Below are 14,524 nucleotides of genomic sequence, written 5' to 3'. Positions count from 1 at the left end.
CGCGCAACGGCCCGTTAGTATCTTCAGCATGCCCCGTCTCCACCTGCGCCTGCTCGGCCTGCTGTTGCTGGCCCTGGCCGGCTGCGCCGGCGTAGAACGCCTGCCGGACGGCTGGCGGCCGCTGGCGCCCGGCCTGGCGCACCGCGCCTGGGCGCCCTGGCCCGACAGCGAGGTGCAGGCCCTGCGCGTGGACCTGACCCGGTTGCACGTCAGCCTCTCGCCGCCGGCCGACGCCGGCCTGCCGCTGGACCAGATGCCCAGCAGCCGCGGTGCGCTGGCCAGCGTCAACGCCTCCTTCTTCGACCGCGAGTTCCGCCCGCGTGGGTTGACCGTGTCCGGCGGCCAGTCCTGGCCCGAGCTGTCCAAGCCCGCCAGGCCGGCCAGCGACCCGCTGCTGACCTGTGACAGCCGTTGCGTCATCCGCTTCGACGCGCCCACTGCGCCCGAGCCCGGCTGGCGGCTGGCCGTCAGCGGCACGCCCTGGCTGGTGCGTGACGGCCTGGCCCGCACGGCGGAGGACGACGCCAGCTGCGCCTATCTCTGCGCGCAGACCCACCCGCGCACGGCCGTGGGCCTGGACGCCTCGGGCCGCCATCTCATCCTGCTGCTGGCCGCCGGCCGCCGCGGCGACGTGAAAGGCCTGACGCTGGCCCAGACCGCCGCGCTGATGCGCGAACTCGGCGCCGCGCAGGCCTTCAACCTCGATGGCGGTGGCTCGTCCACGCTGCTGATCGGCGGCGAGTCGCGCCTGCCGCGCCCCTTCAACGAGCCCGCGCTGCGCCGCGTGGCCAATGCCCTGCACCTGCTGAACCCATGAGCCTTCGCCATCTGCTCCCGCCGCTGGGCCTCGCGCTGCTGCTGGCCGCCTGCGCGCCCTTGAAGACGCAGCAGCCGCCTGCCGAGAAGCGTTACGACGCCACCGAGCTGGGTGCGCTGAAACCCGGCGACTTCAGCTGGCCGGCCACGTCCACTGACGGCGAGCGGGCCTTGCGCGAAGCGGCCATCGCCGAGATCCGCGCCCGCATCGCCATGCCGCCCGGCCCCGAGCGCGACGCGGCCCTGCCCAGGCTGTTCGATCTCGTCGCCCAGTACAACGCCGAGGTAGACGCCGCGCGCCCGCTGCTGCTGGAGGCCCTGACCACGCTGGGCCAGCGCGACGCCGACGTCCAGCGCGCGCTGCTGAGTGCCGCCCACACCCTCTACCCGGCCGAGGCCGCGCCGCTGCTGTGGCCGCTGCTGCCGCAGCTGACGGCGAGCAAGCCCTTCGCCATCGCCGCCTACACGCTGCTTCAGGCCGACGCCAGCGCCGTGCAGCGCCTGCGCGAGACCGTGCCGCAGCTTTTCCCGGGCTGGCCCGATGACCCGCGCCTGACGGCGCTGATGCTGAGCCTGCGCCGCCCGGCCTTGCCGCAACCGCCGCTGGCCGACCTGCTGGCCGCGCCGCTGCGCCAGGGCTTCCCGGCCATCGTCAGCCTGCAGCGCCCGGGCCGCCAGCAGATGGGCCTGGCCCTGGTGCGGGGCGTCGACGGCCGCTTCGTGCGGGGCGCGAACGGCCAGCTGTTTGCCTCGCCCCAGCTGGCGCTCGCCCGCACCGGCCTTCCGGGCACCATCACCAACGGCAACACGCCGCAAGGCGTCTTCACCATCGTCGGCGCCGGCACGGCCACCAACCCCAACATCGGCCCCACGCCCTATCTGCACAGCAAGCTGCCCGTCGAGGCCACGACGGCCGAGTTCGAGCATGGCGACTCGGCCGCCGCATGGAGTGAGGCCGTCTACGAGAGCTTTCTGCCGCCGAGCTGGCGGGGCTTCTCCCCCATCAAGGAAGCCTGGCTGGCCGGCCGCGCCGGGCGCGACGAGCTGCTCGTCCACGGCACGACGATCAACCCGGCCTACTACGCCGGCACGAGCTATTTCCCGGGCACGCCGCAGCAGGGCTGCATGATCTCCGGCGAGGACTGGGAGCCCACCACCGGCCGCCTGCTCGCCAGCCGCCAGCTCACGCTGGCCCAGGCCTACGCAGCGGCGGGCGCGCGGGCCGACTTGGCCGGCTACCTGATAGTCGTCGAGCTGCCGGGCGAGGGCGCGGTGACGCCCGCCGAGGCCCAGGCGCTGGTGACGGCGGCAGGGCTCTGAGGCAGGAGGGCCTGATGCGCTTGTTGCTTGCAGCCGCCCTCGTGCTGGGCATGACCACGCCGTCGCCCGCGGCCGAATCCGGCCTCGTGCCCAGTGCCGATGGCCAGGAGCTGCTGGACGTTGCCAGCGGCCACGCTTGGCAGCGCTGCGCCGAGGGCATGCGCTGGGACGGCCGTGGCTGCCAGGGCAAGCCGACGCTGTTCACGCATGCCGAGGCGCTCGCGCTGGCCCGTTCGCGCAGCGAGGCCCACGGGCGGGCCTGGCGGGTGCCGCGCGTGCCCGAGCTCAAGCACTTCGGCGACCGGCTGTCGCATGCGCCGCAGGCGGCCACGCTGGCGCCGTCCGCGCCCGGCGGCTGGTACTGGACGAGCACCGCCCGCATCGACAGCGAGGCGGTCAACCCCTATGCCTACCGCAACGTGCAGCGCGGCGTGACCGAGACCCAGGCCGACCGGCTGCTGGTGCAGATGGGCTGGGCCGTGGACCCGCGCAGCGGCGAGGTGCGTGGCGACATGCCCAAGCGCGAGCGCCTGCCGCTGAGACTGGTGAGAAGCCTCAAGGACTGAAGGTACGCTCGCGCACTGTCGGCGGCAGCCGCACCCGCCGGCCGGTCCGCGCCCGGCGGGTGGGTGAGTGCGCGAGGGCTGTTCCAATGCACAGCCATGCCATCCCTGCACCTCACCCCGCCCACCCTCGACATCGCCGACGAACTGCTGCGCTTCGAGACCGACAACCGCGACTTCTTCGAGGCCCGCATCAATTCACGGCCACCGGCCTACTACTCGCCCGAGGGCGTGCGCGCCGCCATTGCGCTGGCCGAGCGCGAGGCTGCCGAGGACAAGGGCTACCAGTTCCTCGTGCGCACCGCGGCCGGCGAGTTGGTGGGCCGCGTGAACCTGATCGGCGTGAAGCGCCGCCACTTCCAGATGGCCGAGCTGGGCTACCGCATGGCCGAGTCGGCCTGCGGCAAGGGTTACGCGAGCGAGGCCGTGCGGCAGGTGCTGGCCAAGGCTTTCGGCGAGCTGGGCCTGGTGCGGCTGGAGGCCAACGCGCGCGTCGGCAACGAGGGCTCGGTGAAGGTGCTGCTGCGCAACGGCTTCCGTGAGTTCGGGCGCACGACGCAGAGCTTCGAGCTGGGCGGTGTGTGGTACGACCGCCTGTACTTCGAGCGCCGCGCCCCGGCCTGAATTCGCCAGGCCGTCAGGCCGTCGGAAAGGTGCCCGGCACGAGGATGTCGCGCGTCACGTTGGCGAGCTGCCTGTGGCCGCAGAAGGCCATGGTCACGTCCAGCTCCTTGTGCAGGATGGCCAGCGCCTTGGCCACGCCTTCCTCGCCCATCGCCCCCAGGCCGTAGGCCATCGCGCGGCCGATCATGGTGCCGCGCGCACCCAGGGCCCAGGCCTTGAGCACGTCCTGGCCGGAGCGGATGCCGCCGTCCATCCAGACTTCGGTCTGCGAGCCAACCTCGGCGACGATGGCCGGCAGTGCGCGGATGCTGCTGGGCGCGCCGTCCAGCTGGCGGCCGCCGTGGTTGCTGACGACGATGGCGTCGGCCCCGGCCTGCACGGCGAGCTTGGCGTCCTCCACGTCCATGATGCCCTTCAGGATGAGCTTGCCGCCCCACTGCTCCTTGACCCAGGCGATGTCGGCCCAGGACAGGCGCGGGTCGAACTGCTCGTTGGTCCAGGCCGACAGCGACCGCATGTCGCTCACGCCCTTCACGTGGCCCACGAGGTTGCGGAAGGTGTGGCGCTTGGTGCCGGCCATGCCCAGGCACCAGCGCGGCTTGGTCATCAGGTTGACGATGTTGGCCAGCGTGGGCCGCGGCGGCGCGGTGAGGCCGTTCTTCAGGTCCTTGTGGCGCTGGCCGATGACCTGCAGGTCCAGCGTCAGCACGAGTGCCGAGCACTTGGCGGCCTTGCAGCGCTGGATCATGCGGGCCATCGCATCGCGGTCGCGCATCATGTAGAGCTGGAACCAGAACGGCGCCGTGGTGTGCTCGGCGATATCCTCGATGGAGCAGATGCTCATCGTCGACAGCGTGAACGGGATGCCGAACTTCTCGGCCGCGCGGGCGGCGTGGATCTCGCCGTCGGCATGCTGCATGCCGGTCAGGCCCACCGGCGCGATGGCCACGGGCATCTTGGCGTCCTGGCCTACCATCTTCACGGCCGTGCTGCGGCCTTCCATGTTCACGGCCACGCGCTGGCGCAGCTTGATGGCCTGGAAGTCGCTCTCGTTGGCGCGGTAGGTGGTTTCGGTCCAGGAGCCGGAGTCGGCGTAGTCGTAGAACATGCGCGGCACGCGCTTCTCGGCCAACTGGCGCAGGTCTTCGATGCAGGTGATGACGGGCATGGCGGTGCAGCTCGGAGTGAGGCCGCGATGCTAGGCCCGCGCAGGCACGGGCGCCCCGGAAAAAACCTCAGCTCGTGGCGGAAGAGTTTTCCGCCCTAGGCTCTTCCATCGCTCGGCAGTGTGCGTGCAGCCAGCCGGCGAAGGCCTCGGCCGCCGGGCTGGCGCGGTGGCAGATCAGGCCGTAGTGGCGCTCGGCCGGCACGGTCAGCGCGAAGGGCTGCACCAGGCGGCCCTCGGCCAGCTCGTGGCGCGCCAGGCTGAGCCGGGCGAGCGCCACGCCCTGGCCGGCCAGCGCGGCGGCCAGTGTCAGGCCCAGGTCGACGAAGCGCGGGCCTTCGTCCGGCTCCGGCGTGTCGGCCAGGCCGGCGGCGCGCAGCCAGGGCGCCCAGGGCTGCAGCGGCGTGCGCAGCAGCGGCAGGGCGAGCAGGTCGGCCGGCTCGTGCAGTGGCGCGTGGCCGACCAGCAGGGCGGGTGCGGCCAGCGGCGTCAGGCGGTCGTGCAGCAGCACCTGATGGGCGGCGAGCTCGTCCGGCACGGCGCCATGGCGGATCTCCACGTCCGCGCCGGCATCGCCCTCGGCCAGCAGCGGCACGGACAAGGTCAGCTCCAGCTCGACCTGCGGCTGCGCGGCCGCGAAGCCGGGCAGCGCGGGCACCAGCAGCTGGCGGGCGAAGGTGGGCGTGGAGCTGACGCGCAGCCGCTCGCGCTGGGCACCGGCGCGCTGGTGCAGCGGCATGGCCTGCAGCAGTGCCAGGGCCTGGCGCACCTGGGGCAGGTATTCGTGGCCGGCCGGTGTCAGGCTCAGGCCACGGGCAGGCTGGCGCAGGAAAAGGGGCTGGTCCAGCCGCTCCTCCAGCCCGGCCACGCGCTTGGCAATCGCGCTGGCCGTCAGTGCCAGCTCGGCGGCAGCGGCCTCGAAGCTGCCGGCGCGGGCCACGGCTTCGAAGGCGAGCAGGGCGTCGAGCGAGGGCAGGCGGATGGGGCGCTGGGGCATGCGGGCATCCTACCCAGCCGGCCGGGCGCGGAGCGCCTCAGAAGTTCAGCGTCGTCGGACCGGCGTCGCGCGAGGCCGGTCGCAGGTACTGGCCCAGCGTACCCGCCATCGCCGCGACCACGCCGGCCGCCAGCCGACCGGCATGGCGCAGGCTCCCGGACGTGGCTGCCTTGCTGGAGGGCGCCTGGCGCGGCTGCACGACGGCGTGCACCAGGGCCAGCTCCTGCTGGCGCTCCTGGACAAGGAAGAACATGCGGTTGGGGTCGGCGAAGCGCTCGGCCAGCACGCGCACCGCCTTCAGCTCGCGCTTGTGCACCAGCACGCCCTGGGGGCGCAGCGTGCAGCCCAGCGTGCGGGCGCGCAGGTAGAGCGCCTTGGCGGCCAGCCGGTCGGGCAGGCAGCCGACGCCGGCAAACAGGCAGTTGGCGAGGTTGAAGGTGGCTTCGGCGTGACCCATGCCCGCAGCTGCGACATAGGCCGTGAGGCCTGCAGCTTCGTCGGACGGGCCGCCCCGACCCGTCATCAGCACCCGGCCGAGCTGGAAGCGGCCGATGGCGCTGCGCCGCGCCGCGGCCGTCTGCAGCTGTGCACGCGCTTGCACCGCATCGGCCGGCAGCCCCAGGCCTTCCAGCTGGCACAGGCCCAGCATGGCCAGGCCGTCGGCGTCGCCAGCGTCGGCCGCGGCGCGGAACCAGCCCACTGCGCGCGCGTAGTCGGGTGGCGTCGCGTGGAACAGGGTCAGACCGTGCTGCAGCGGGTTGACGGGCGGCGCGGTAAGTGAAACCGCGGCAGGGGTCGGACCTGGGGTTGGAGGATTCATCCGGCGATGGGCGAGGCGTATCCCTAGATTGTCGGGGCCGCCGGCGGCCGAGCCGGTGCAGCGCGGCCCGGCGCGGTGCTGCAAATTGCCGCAAACGGGCCCCTTGACGCTCAGAATTCCGCATCGGCGGCCCGCCGCCACGCGCCAACACCCACCGCCATGAGTTTTCCAGCCCTCGCCCGCTTCGCCCTGACTCTGCCCGGCGCCACGCAGGACATCAAGTGGGGCGCGGACTGGGTGGCCAGCGTCGGCGGCAAGATGTTCCTGGTCGGCGGGCCGCACCCCGGCGCGTGGACGCATTGCAGCTTCAAGGTGGACGAGCATCGCTTCCTGGAGCTGACCGGCTTGCCGGGCTTCGCGCCGGCGCCCTATGCGGCGCGGTATCACTGGGTGGCAGTGTCCGACGCCCGGGGCCTGCCCTTGGCGGAACTCAAGTCACTGGTGCAGCGCTCGCACGCGCTGGTGGCGTGCCGGCTGCCGAGGAAGCAGCGGCTGCTGCTCGGCATCGAGGCGTAGCGCTTGGGGGCGCTGCGTTTTCAGCCCCTGTTCCACCGGCTCGGGATCGACCAGAAGATCAGCAGCCCCATCAAGGCCAGCGCCGCCAACGTATGGGGTGTGTCGAGCGGACCGGCCCCGCCCGCCAGCAGCACGGCAATGCCGCAGGCGGCCAGACTGAGGGCCACCCACTGCGCCAGCCTGACGCGGCGCACCCAGCGCCGCTGCGACGGTGCCACTGCGGGTGACAACGCGGCCATCACGCGCAGGCTGAAGCCCGCGTCGTCCGGCTCCGCGCCGTCCTGCCATTGCTGGTGCAGCGCGTCGTCCAGGGAGTTGTCGTCGTGGTCGTGGCGTTCGTTCATGGTGCGGGCTCCCATGCCTGCAGTTGCGCGCGCAGCCTGGCCTTGGCGCGCAGCACCTGGGTCTTGACCGTGCCGAGCGGCCAGCCCAGCACCTGGGCGGCTTCGGTGTGGCTGAGGTCGGCGCCGTAGCAGAGCAGCAGCGCGTGGCGCTGGGCCTCGCTCAACGAGGTCAGCGCGCGGTCGAGGTCGATGCGCCAGTCGACGCCGGGGGCGAAGTCGCTGTGGGCTTCGAGGTCGGGCGGCGCGTCGTCTGCCCGCGGCAGGGCAGGCCTTTCGGCGGACAGCGCGGAGTAGGCGAGCCGCGTCAGCCAGGTGCGAAAGCGCGCCTCGCCGCGGAACTTGGGCAGGGCTCGCCAGGCGCGCACGAAGGCGTCCTGAGCGAGGTCGTCGGCCCGGGCCTGGTCGCCGCGGCAGATGCGGCCGAGCAGCTTGCGCAGATAGCCCTGGTGGGCCTGCACCAGGGCAGCGAAGGCCGCGCGGTCGCCGGCGGCGGCACGGGCCACCAGCCGGGCCTCCTGCGCGGCGGCCTCGGTCGGCGCGGCGGGAGCGCCAGGGGTCACGGCTGCCGGTCGGGCTGCTGCTTGCGTTCGACGGCCCAGTACAGCGCGAGGCCGAAGCCGATGAGCAGCGGCAACACGCCGATGCTCCAGAGCCAGGCGCCGGGCATCATCAGGGAAAACATGACCATCAGCCCCAGGCCGACGGCGATGTTGATGAGGGCCGGCACGAGGATGCGGTTGGGGTTGGCCTGGTCGCGCTTGGCACGGTGCCAGTCGCTGTCCTGCACGTCGGCCAGCAACTCGGGCGGGATGGGCTGGCCGGCCCGGGCCAGTTCGCGGATGGTCTCGTGGCGCTGGCGCTCGCCATGGGCCTTGCCGATGTAATGGGCCAAGATGGCAACGATGGGGATCATCAGCGCCAGGATGGGGATCATCAGCGGCAACCAGGCGTGGAAGTTCTCGAAGAACATGGGGCGGCTCCGGAAAGATACGTGGATGGTGCTTCCTTGGAGCGCGTCGCCGGGCTGTTCGGATTCAGCCCCGCAAAAAAATTCACCGCACTTGCCACCATGCTGGCAGTAGCGCCCGCACCTCGGGCCGTGCGTAGCGCCGATCCAGCAGCCAGACCCAGCCACGGTCGTCCACGGAGCGCAGCACGCGGCCGGCGGCCTGCACCACTTTCTGCAGGCCCGGTACGAGATCGGCGTAGCCATGGTCGGCGCCGAACATCGTGTCCAGCCGCTCGCGCACCCGGTCCTGCAGCGGTGACACGGGGGGCAGGCCGAGCGTGGCGATGAAGGCGCCGATCAGCCGCGTGCCGGGCAGGTCCACGCCCTCGGCGAAAGCGCCACCCAGCACGGCGAAGCCGATGCCGCGGCCGCCCTCGACGAAGCGGTCGAGGAAGGCGCGTCGCGCCGCGTCGCCCATGGCGCGGGACTGGCTCCATTGCAGGACCTGCGGGTGGCGCAGCGCCAGGCGCGCCGCGGCCTTCTCCAGGTAGTCGAAGCTGCTGAAAAAGGCGAGGTAGTTGCCGGGGTGTTCCGAGAACTGCGTGGCGAGCAGGTCCACCAGCGCGTCCATCGAGGCGTCGCGGTGGGCGTAGCGCGTGGACAGGCGATGGGCCACGCGCACGCTCAGGTGCTCGGGTGGGAAGGGCGCTGGCACGTCGATCCAGGCGGTGTCCTCGGGCATGCCGAGCAGCTGGCGCGGGTAGTCGGGCGGGCCCAAGGTGGCCGAGAACAGCGTGACGCTGTGGCAGCCCTCGAAGCGCTCCTTCAGGAAGTGGCCGGGCACGATGTTGCGCAGGGACAGCACGACGTCGCGCACCTCGCCGGTGTCGATGGGCTCGCCGTTCTCGTCCGGCGCCAGCAGCGACAGGTTGAGCGGCGCATCCGCCACCGCAACGCGGCCGGCGGTGCGCTGCAGGTCGCACAGCGAATGCGTGTCGAAGCGGTCGAGCAGGCGCTGCAGGCCCAGAACCTCGAAATAGAACTCCAGCAGCGAGCCCACCTCCAGTGGGTGGTTCTGCACGTACTCGCCCAGCGCGACGTTGACGCGCTGCAGGGCCTCGGCGAGCGCGTCGGGCACCTGGCCCAGAGGCTGGTAGTCCTCGACCTGCTCGGTCCCCAAGCGGGCCAGCTCGCCGGCCAGCCGGCGCAGCGGTGCGCGCAGGCTGGCGGGCGCGCCGGCGAGGACCTCGCGCACGCGGGCCAGGCCCAGGCTGATGCTGTACATGTCGCGGGCGCGGTCGATGAGGTTGTGGGCCTCGTCCACCAGCAGGGCCAGCTTCCAGTCCTGCGACTGGGCCAGGCCGTAGAGCTGGCCGTGGGGGTCGAAGGCATGGTGCACGTCGCCGACGATGACGTCGGCCCAGCGCAGCAGCTCCTGGCCGAGGTAGTAGGGGCAGACCTCGTGCTGCAGTGCGATGCGGCGCTGGGCGGCGGGGTCCAGCCAGGCTGCCTGCACGGCCTCGGCGCGGGCGGCGGGCAGCTTGTCGTAGAAGCCATGGGCCAGCGGGCAGGCGTCGCCGTGGCAGGCCTTGGTGGGGTGCTCGCAGGCCTGCTCCTTGGCCACCAGCGTCAGCACGCGCAGCGCCTTCGCTGGCGTGCCTTGGCGCAGGGCGTGCAAGGCTTCCAGCGCGGTGATGCGTCCGGTGCCCTTGCAGGTCATGTAGCCGATCTTGTCGATCTGCCGGCCGGGCATGGCGCGCAGCAGCGGGTAGAGCGTGCCCAGCGTCTTGCCGATGCCGGTGGGCGCCTGGGCCAACAGGCAGCGGCCGTTGGCAGCCACGCGGTAGACGGCTTGCGCGAGCAGGCGCTGACCCGGGCGCAGCTCGCCCTTGGGGAAGGGCAGGGTGCTCAGGCCGGCGTCGCGTGAAGCCCGGTGCCAGGCCTCCTGCCGCGCCCAGGTTTCGAACTGCTGGCAGCGCGCCTCGAAAGCGGCCTGCAGCGTGGCGGCCGCGACCGTCTCGCGCAGCACCGTCTCGTTCTGTGTGTCGGCGTCCACGTAGACCAGGGCCAGCTCAAGCTCGGCCAGCTCGCGGTCGGCGGCGATGAGCGCGCCGTAGGTTTCGAGCTGGGCCCAGTGCAGTGCGCGACGGTTTTCGGGAATGAGCTCGACCGGGCCGCGGATGGTCTTGATCTCTTCGAGCCGGTTCATGTCGGCCTCGTAGCCGTCGGCCCGTCCGCGCACGCGCAGGTTTCCGTGCTGGCCTTGCAGCGGCAGCTCGGTCTCGTAGCCCGGCGAGCGGCGGGCGAGCACGGCCAACTGGCCGGCCTGGCCTTCCAGCGCGGTGGCCGAGGGCGTGAAACGGCGATCCAGGTCGCCGCGCTTGGCGGTGAACTCGCAGAGGCTGCGGACCGAGACGGTGTAGGTCCAGTCGCTCAAAACAGTTTCAGGTTGTCGGGCGCCGGCAGGGGCGCGGCGCGCGCCGACGCCACGGCTGCTGCCACCTCGCTGGCATGCACGAGATTGCCGATGCGCACGCCCATCAGGCGCAGCCGCTTGTCGAACCTGACGCGCTTGAGGCACAGGCCCGCGGCATGGCGGATGTCGGCGGCGCTGGTGATGGGGGTCTTGAGCGTCTGGTCGCGCGTGACGGTGACGAAGCCTTCGAAGCGCAGCTTGATGCCCACCGTCTTGCCCGCGTAGCGCTTGCGGGCGAGGTCGCGCGACAGGCTCTCGCAGAGCTCGTCCATGATCTGGCCGAGCAGGGCCTTGTCGTGCACGGCGCTCAGGTCGCGCTCGAAGGTGGTTTCGCGGCTGATGGACACGGGCTCGCTGTGGGTGACGACGGGGCGCGAGTCGCGGCCGTGCGCGGCGTTGTGCAGCCAGTGGCCGTAGCTTTCGCCGAACTGCTCGACCAGCCAGGCGGGCGAGGCGGCGGCGATGTCGCCCACGGTCTCCAGGCCGAGCTTGACGAGCTTGTCGCCCGCCTTGGGGCCGATGCCGTTGATCTTGCGAACGGCCAGCGGCCACACGCGGGTGGGGATGTCGTCCAGCGTCAGCACGGAGATGCCGTCGGGCTTGTCCAGCTCGCTGGCGATCTTGCTGAGCAGCTTGTTGGGCGTGATGCCGATGGAGCAGGTCAGGCCCGTAGCGCGCCAGACCGAGTTCTTGATCTCGCGCGCCACCGCCTTCACACCGCCCAGCGGGTCATGGCCGACGGCGTCGCGCACGCCGGGCACGTCGCTCAGGTCGATGTAGATCTCGTCGATGCCGCGGTCCTCGATGACGGGCGCGACCTCAGCCACGGCGGCCTTGAACAGCCTGGAGTACTTGCGGTAGGACTCGAAATCGGCCGGCAGCAGGATGGCGTCAGGCGCGCGCAGCGCGGCCTTCATCAGACCCATGGCCGAGAACACGCCGAGGTCGCGCGCAGCGTAGGTGGAGGTGGTGACGACGCCGCGGCCGGTGTAGTCGCGCAGCCTGGAATAGCACCAGGAGCCGTCTTCGAGCTGCCGCGGCACATCGGCCCGCCGGCCACCGATGACGACGGCCTCACCCTTGAGCTGCGGATAGCGCAGCAACTCCACAGACGCGTAGAAGGCATCCATGTCGAGGTGGGCGATCCAGCGATCGGGCTGCAGCATGCCTCGATTGTCACTGGGAATAAAGACAGGGCCTGGCAGCAGCCCGCTGGCAAGGACCTCGACCCCGAGATCCCACCGGGTTGAAGGTGGGCGGCATCCTCGTCGGCACCGTCATCACCCCGATGTCCGTGGGGCAGCCCGGGCAGTTAGGGGGAGCAGGTCAGAGGCGGCCGTCCTACCCTGCAGGCACCAACGTCACCGAGGCCGAGGAGGTCCCATGTCAGAACAGTCCACCGCGTTTCGAAAGTCCCTGATCGCCGGCTCGCTGGGCCTCCTGGCACTGGCGTCATCTGGCCTGGCCAGGGCCGATCTGCTGCTGGCCGGCAGCACTATCGCCCTGCCCACCGGCACCACGTCGCTCGCCGAGCCGCAACTGGCCGGCAGCATCATCGAAGACCGGACGGATGGTTTCAGCTTCGCCGGTGCCAATGGCACGGTGTCGGGCAGCATCCAGTCGCGCGTGATGCGTGCCGTCGACGGCACGGTGGACTTCTACTGGCGCGTCTTCAGCGATGCCACCTCGGCGGATGATCTCGGCAGCCTCCGGCTGGGAAACCTGTTCACGACGAACTACTTCGTGAACTGGCGCTCGGACAGCCTGGGCGACGTCGCGCCCACCACGGCAAATCGCTTCACGGGCGCCTTGAGCAGCGATTTCAATTTCAATTTCGGCCATGTGGATGCTGCGGGAGCGCTGCTCGGCCTGGGTGCCGGCAAGTCGTCCTACTTCATGTTCCTTGACACCGACGCCACCCACTACGACTTCACGGGCCTGATGGACGTGGCCGACCTGAACCACGCTCATATCTCCGGTCTCTTCAGTACCTTTGCGCCGACCGCTGCAACGATTCCAGAGCCGGACAGCCTGGCACTGGCCGGCCTCGCTCTCGGCGCGCTGGCGGCGCGTCGCCGGCGCGGCGGATGAGGGATTCGCTTCACCAGAGCGCGTGCACCTGCGGCGCGATGCGCCGCAGGTAGAGGTCGGCGAGGGACTGCATCAGCGGCGCGGGCAGGGCGGCGAGGTCGGCGGCGCTGACGTTCTCGTCCACCTGCGCCGGCGTGCGGCCGCCGGGGATGGCGGCCGTGACGGCCTCGTGCATCAGGATCCAGCGTAGGGCCAGGCGGGCCATGCTCACGCCGGACGGCAGCAGGCCGCGCAATTCCTCGACGGCTGCCAGGCCCTGTTCGTAGTCCACGCCCGAAAAGGTTTCCCCCTTGTCGAAGGCCTCGCCCCGGCGGTTGAAGGCGCGGTGGTCGTCGGCGCTGAAGGCGCTGTCGCGCGTGAACTTGCCGCTGAGCATGCCGCTGGACAAGGGCAACCGCGCCAGCACGCCCACCTGGGCGGCCTGTGCGGCGGGCAGGAAGACTTCGGCCGGCCGCTGGCGGAACAGGTTGAAGATGATCTGCACGGACTGCACGCCGGGAAACTTGATCGCGGCCAGGGCTTCGTCGATCCGCTCGACGCTGACGCCGTAGTGGCGCAGCTTGCCCTCCCGCACCAGGTCGTCCAGCGCGCCGAAGACCTCGGGCATGGCATAGACCTCGCTCGGCGGGCAGTGCAGCTGAAGCAACTCGATGGCGTCGGTGTCCAGATTCTTCAGGCTGCGCTCGATGAAGGGGCGCAGGTCTCGGTAGCCCTCGGCAACATGCGGGCTCAGGCGCCGGCCTGCCTTGGTGGCTACATAAAAGGGGTCGCCAGGTCGCTCCTTGCGCAGACGGGCCAGCAGGCGCTCGCTGTGGCCGTCACCGTAGACGTCGGCCGTGTCGAAGAAGTTCACGCCGCGATCCAGGGCATGGTGCAGCGCGGCCATGGCGGCCTCGTCGTCGGTATTGCCCCAGGTGCCGCCGATGGCCCAGGCGCCGAAGCCGATGGCGGAAATGTTCCAGCCGGTGCGGCCGAGAGAACGGTAGATCATGGTGGTGTGCAAGGAAGTGGCGTGCGCATTGTGATTGATAGCGATACCATGTTGCGTCGTCAGCCTTTTCCGTAGACTGGCCATGAGCCACTTCATTGGAGATCGCGATGGGACTTCTGGATCAAGTGCTGGGTGCGGCCAATCAGGCCCTGGGCAGTTCCGGTCAGCAGGGTGGCCAGGCCGACTGGCCGGCGCTGATCGCCGGGCTGCTGGCCAACGGCTCGGTCCAGGGTGGCCTGGCCGGGTTGCTGCAACAGCTGCAGGCCGGCGGCCTGGGCAGTCAGGTGCAGAGCTGGATCTCGACCGGCGCCAACCTGCCGGTGTCGGGTGAGCAGATGACCGCGGCGCTGGGCGGTGCCGGCGGCCTGCTGGGCCAGTTGGCGCAGCAGGCGGGTGTATCCCATGCCGAGGCGGGTAGCCAGCTCAGCCAGCTGCTGCCGCAGATCGTGGATCACCTGACGCCTGGCGGCCAGTTGCCGGCTGGTGGCGCGGGCGGCCTGGGTGAGCTGACGGGCCTGCTGGGCGGACTGTTCGCCCGCTAGAGCTTTTTCTCCCAGGCGTTGCACCAGCCCTTGGCCGCCACGTCCTTGCCGTAGAACAGGGCGCAGCCGCCCGAGGGCTTGTTGCCGTCGGGCGCGTACAACTGGCAGTTGGCGCAGGTCTGCCCTGCGGCGTACTTCGGGAATTTCGCCTTGTCGACCTTGGTGGCATCGGCCCGGTAGCCCGTGGCCTTGGCTTCGTCGTCGTCTTCCTGCAGCAGCGTCTGCGACTGGGCGTGCGCCAGGCCTGCACCCAGCAGCGGGACGATCTGGAGGAGACGGCGACGTGAAACCAGGGCCATGAGTGTCTCCT

At 71.1% G+C, this 14,524-nt stretch carries 17 protein-coding genes; 7 read left to right on the top strand and 10 right to left on the bottom strand.

Going from position 1 to position 14,524, the window contains the following annotated elements; genetic code table 11:
• Positions 1 to 28 precede the first annotated feature (28 nt).
• From AC07VX_RS22335 to AC07VX_RS22320, 4 genes are all read left to right on the top strand, one after another.
• On the top strand, positions 29 to 817 hold the full coding sequence (locus AC07VX_RS22335) for a phosphodiester glycosidase family protein (protein ID WP_493167244.1): 789 nt from the start codon (positions 29 to 31) through the stop codon (positions 815 to 817).
• Positions 814 to 2,136, top strand: coding sequence for a hypothetical protein (locus AC07VX_RS22330; RefSeq protein WP_493167243.1), 1,323 nt, complete (start codon positions 814 to 816; stop codon positions 2,134 to 2,136). The genes AC07VX_RS22335 and AC07VX_RS22330 overlap by 4 nt, the downstream gene beginning before the upstream one ends.
• A 14-nt stretch (positions 2,137 to 2,150) precedes the next feature.
• On the top strand, positions 2,151 to 2,702 hold the full coding sequence (locus AC07VX_RS22325) for an Lcl domain-containing protein (protein ID WP_493167242.1): 552 nt from the start codon (positions 2,151 to 2,153) through the stop codon (positions 2,700 to 2,702).
• Positions 2,703 to 2,798: 96 nt separating this feature from the next.
• On the top strand, positions 2,799 to 3,323 hold the full coding sequence (locus AC07VX_RS22320) for a GNAT family N-acetyltransferase (protein ID WP_493167241.1): 525 nt from the start codon (positions 2,799 to 2,801) through the stop codon (positions 3,321 to 3,323).
• 13 nt (positions 3,324 to 3,336) lie between these two features.
• On the opposite strand, the gene AC07VX_RS22315 is transcribed toward AC07VX_RS22320, so the two are convergent.
• From AC07VX_RS22315 to AC07VX_RS22305, 3 genes are all read right to left on the bottom strand, one after another.
• Entirely contained in the window at positions 3,337 to 4,491 is a 1,155-nt protein-coding gene (locus AC07VX_RS22315) for an alpha-hydroxy acid oxidase (protein WP_493167240.1), read from the bottom strand.
• Between the two features lie 67 nt (positions 4,492 to 4,558).
• Positions 4,559 to 5,485, bottom strand: coding sequence for a LysR substrate-binding domain-containing protein (locus tag AC07VX_RS22310; protein WP_493167239.1), 927 nt, complete (start codon positions 5,483 to 5,485; stop codon positions 4,559 to 4,561).
• Positions 5,486 to 5,522: 37 nt separating this feature from the next.
• Positions 5,523 to 6,305 carry a tetratricopeptide repeat protein gene (locus tag AC07VX_RS22305; protein WP_493167238.1) on the bottom strand — a complete coding sequence of 261 codons (783 nt, stop codon included), beginning with the start codon at positions 6,303 to 6,305 and terminating at the stop codon, positions 5,523 to 5,525.
• Positions 6,306 to 6,464: 159 nt separating this feature from the next.
• Between AC07VX_RS22305 and AC07VX_RS22300 the strand changes: the two genes are divergently transcribed.
• Positions 6,465 to 6,821, top strand: coding sequence for an MmcQ/YjbR family DNA-binding protein (locus AC07VX_RS22300; protein ID WP_493167237.1), 357 nt, complete (start codon positions 6,465 to 6,467; stop codon positions 6,819 to 6,821).
• Between the two features lie 20 nt (positions 6,822 to 6,841).
• Here the strand turns inward: AC07VX_RS22300 and AC07VX_RS22295 are convergent, their stop codons facing one another.
• From AC07VX_RS22295 to dinB, 5 genes are all read right to left on the bottom strand, one after another.
• Positions 6,842 to 7,165 carry a hypothetical protein gene (locus AC07VX_RS22295; protein ID WP_493167236.1) on the bottom strand — a complete coding sequence of 108 codons (324 nt, stop codon included), beginning with the start codon at positions 7,163 to 7,165 and terminating at the stop codon, positions 6,842 to 6,844.
• Complete coding sequence (locus AC07VX_RS22290) at positions 7,162 to 7,725, bottom strand: RNA polymerase sigma factor (RefSeq protein WP_493167235.1); 564 nt, start codon at positions 7,723 to 7,725, stop codon at positions 7,162 to 7,164. The genes AC07VX_RS22295 and AC07VX_RS22290 overlap by 4 nt, the downstream gene beginning before the upstream one ends.
• Complete coding sequence (locus AC07VX_RS22285; RefSeq protein ID WP_493167234.1) at positions 7,722 to 8,135, bottom strand: DUF6249 domain-containing protein; 414 nt, start codon at positions 8,133 to 8,135, stop codon at positions 7,722 to 7,724. The genes AC07VX_RS22290 and AC07VX_RS22285 overlap by 4 nt, the downstream gene beginning before the upstream one ends.
• Before the next feature lie 82 nt (positions 8,136 to 8,217).
• Complete coding sequence (locus AC07VX_RS22280) at positions 8,218 to 10,551, bottom strand: ATP-dependent DNA helicase (RefSeq protein ID WP_493167233.1); 2,334 nt, start codon at positions 10,549 to 10,551, stop codon at positions 8,218 to 8,220.
• Positions 10,548 to 11,756 (bottom strand): DNA polymerase IV, encoded by a 1,209-nt coding sequence (gene dinB, locus AC07VX_RS22275; RefSeq protein WP_493167232.1) that lies wholly within the window; start codon positions 11,754 to 11,756, stop codon positions 10,548 to 10,550. Before dinB ends, AC07VX_RS22280 begins: the two co-directional genes overlap by 4 nt.
• A gap of 217 nt (positions 11,757 to 11,973) precedes the next feature.
• On the opposite strand from dinB, the gene AC07VX_RS22270 reads away from it, so the two are divergent.
• Entirely contained in the window at positions 11,974 to 12,681 is a 708-nt protein-coding gene (locus AC07VX_RS22270; protein ID WP_493167231.1) for a PEP-CTERM sorting domain-containing protein, read from the top strand.
• Positions 12,682 to 12,691: 10 nt separating this feature from the next.
• Here AC07VX_RS22270 and AC07VX_RS22265 read toward each other — a convergent pair whose 3' ends face one another.
• Positions 12,692 to 13,672, bottom strand: coding sequence for an aldo/keto reductase (locus AC07VX_RS22265; RefSeq protein ID WP_493167230.1), 981 nt, complete (start codon positions 13,670 to 13,672; stop codon positions 12,692 to 12,694).
• 107 nt (positions 13,673 to 13,779) lie between these two features.
• Here AC07VX_RS22265 and AC07VX_RS22260 point away from each other — a divergent pair, with 107 nt between their 5' ends.
• Positions 13,780 to 14,214, top strand: coding sequence for a YidB family protein (locus tag AC07VX_RS22260; protein WP_493167229.1), 435 nt, complete (start codon positions 13,780 to 13,782; stop codon positions 14,212 to 14,214).
• Here the strand turns inward: AC07VX_RS22260 and AC07VX_RS22255 are convergent.
• On the bottom strand, positions 14,211 to 14,513 hold the full coding sequence (locus AC07VX_RS22255; protein ID WP_493167228.1) for a high-potential iron-sulfur protein: 303 nt from the start codon (positions 14,511 to 14,513) through the stop codon (positions 14,211 to 14,213). The two genes, AC07VX_RS22260 and AC07VX_RS22255, sit on opposite strands and share 4 nt — an antisense overlap.
• Positions 14,514 to 14,524: the final 11 nt, after the last annotated feature.

This window comes from Roseateles sp. GW821-FHT03B02, from assembly GCF_059421025.1.
This window is presented reverse-complemented; position numbering and strand designations above follow the sequence as displayed.

What these genes read in the sequence shown, in the direction of transcription:
- AC07VX_RS22325 (WP_493167242.1), top strand. Translation starts at nt 2,151, where the DNA reads ATGCGCTTGTTGCTTGCAGCCGCCCTCGTGCTGGGCATGACCACGCCG.
- AC07VX_RS22315 (WP_493167240.1), bottom strand. Translation starts at nt 4,491, where the DNA reads ATGCCCGTCATCACCTGCATCGAAGACCTGCGCCAGTTGGCCGAGAAG.
- AC07VX_RS22260 (WP_493167229.1), top strand. Translation starts at nt 13,780, where the DNA reads ATGGGACTTCTGGATCAAGTGCTGGGTGCGGCCAATCAGGCCCTGGGC.
- AC07VX_RS22320 (WP_493167241.1), top strand. Translation starts at nt 2,799, where the DNA reads ATGCCATCCCTGCACCTCACCCCGCCCACCCTCGACATCGCCGACGAA.
- AC07VX_RS22265 (WP_493167230.1), bottom strand. Translation starts at nt 13,672, where the DNA reads ATGATCTACCGTTCTCTCGGCCGCACCGGCTGGAACATTTCCGCCATC.
- AC07VX_RS22305 (WP_493167238.1), bottom strand. Translation starts at nt 6,305, where the DNA reads ATGAATCCTCCAACCCCAGGTCCGACCCCTGCCGCGGTTTCACTTACC.
- AC07VX_RS22300 (WP_493167237.1), top strand. Translation starts at nt 6,465, where the DNA reads ATGAGTTTTCCAGCCCTCGCCCGCTTCGCCCTGACTCTGCCCGGCGCC.
- AC07VX_RS22335 (WP_493167244.1), top strand. Translation starts at nt 29, where the DNA reads ATGCCCCGTCTCCACCTGCGCCTGCTCGGCCTGCTGTTGCTGGCCCTG.
- AC07VX_RS22330 (WP_493167243.1), top strand. Translation starts at nt 814, where the DNA reads ATGAGCCTTCGCCATCTGCTCCCGCCGCTGGGCCTCGCGCTGCTGCTG.
- AC07VX_RS22270 (WP_493167231.1), top strand. Translation starts at nt 11,974, where the DNA reads ATGTCAGAACAGTCCACCGCGTTTCGAAAGTCCCTGATCGCCGGCTCG.
- dinB (WP_493167232.1), bottom strand. Translation starts at nt 11,756, where the DNA reads ATGCTGCAGCCCGATCGCTGGATCGCCCACCTCGACATGGATGCCTTC.
- AC07VX_RS22295 (WP_493167236.1), bottom strand. Translation starts at nt 7,165, where the DNA reads ATGAACGAACGCCACGACCACGACGACAACTCCCTGGACGACGCGCTG.
- AC07VX_RS22255 (WP_493167228.1), bottom strand. Translation starts at nt 14,513, where the DNA reads ATGGCCCTGGTTTCACGTCGCCGTCTCCTCCAGATCGTCCCGCTGCTG.
- AC07VX_RS22285 (WP_493167234.1), bottom strand. Translation starts at nt 8,135, where the DNA reads ATGTTCTTCGAGAACTTCCACGCCTGGTTGCCGCTGATGATCCCCATC.
- AC07VX_RS22310 (WP_493167239.1), bottom strand. Translation starts at nt 5,485, where the DNA reads ATGCCCCAGCGCCCCATCCGCCTGCCCTCGCTCGACGCCCTGCTCGCC.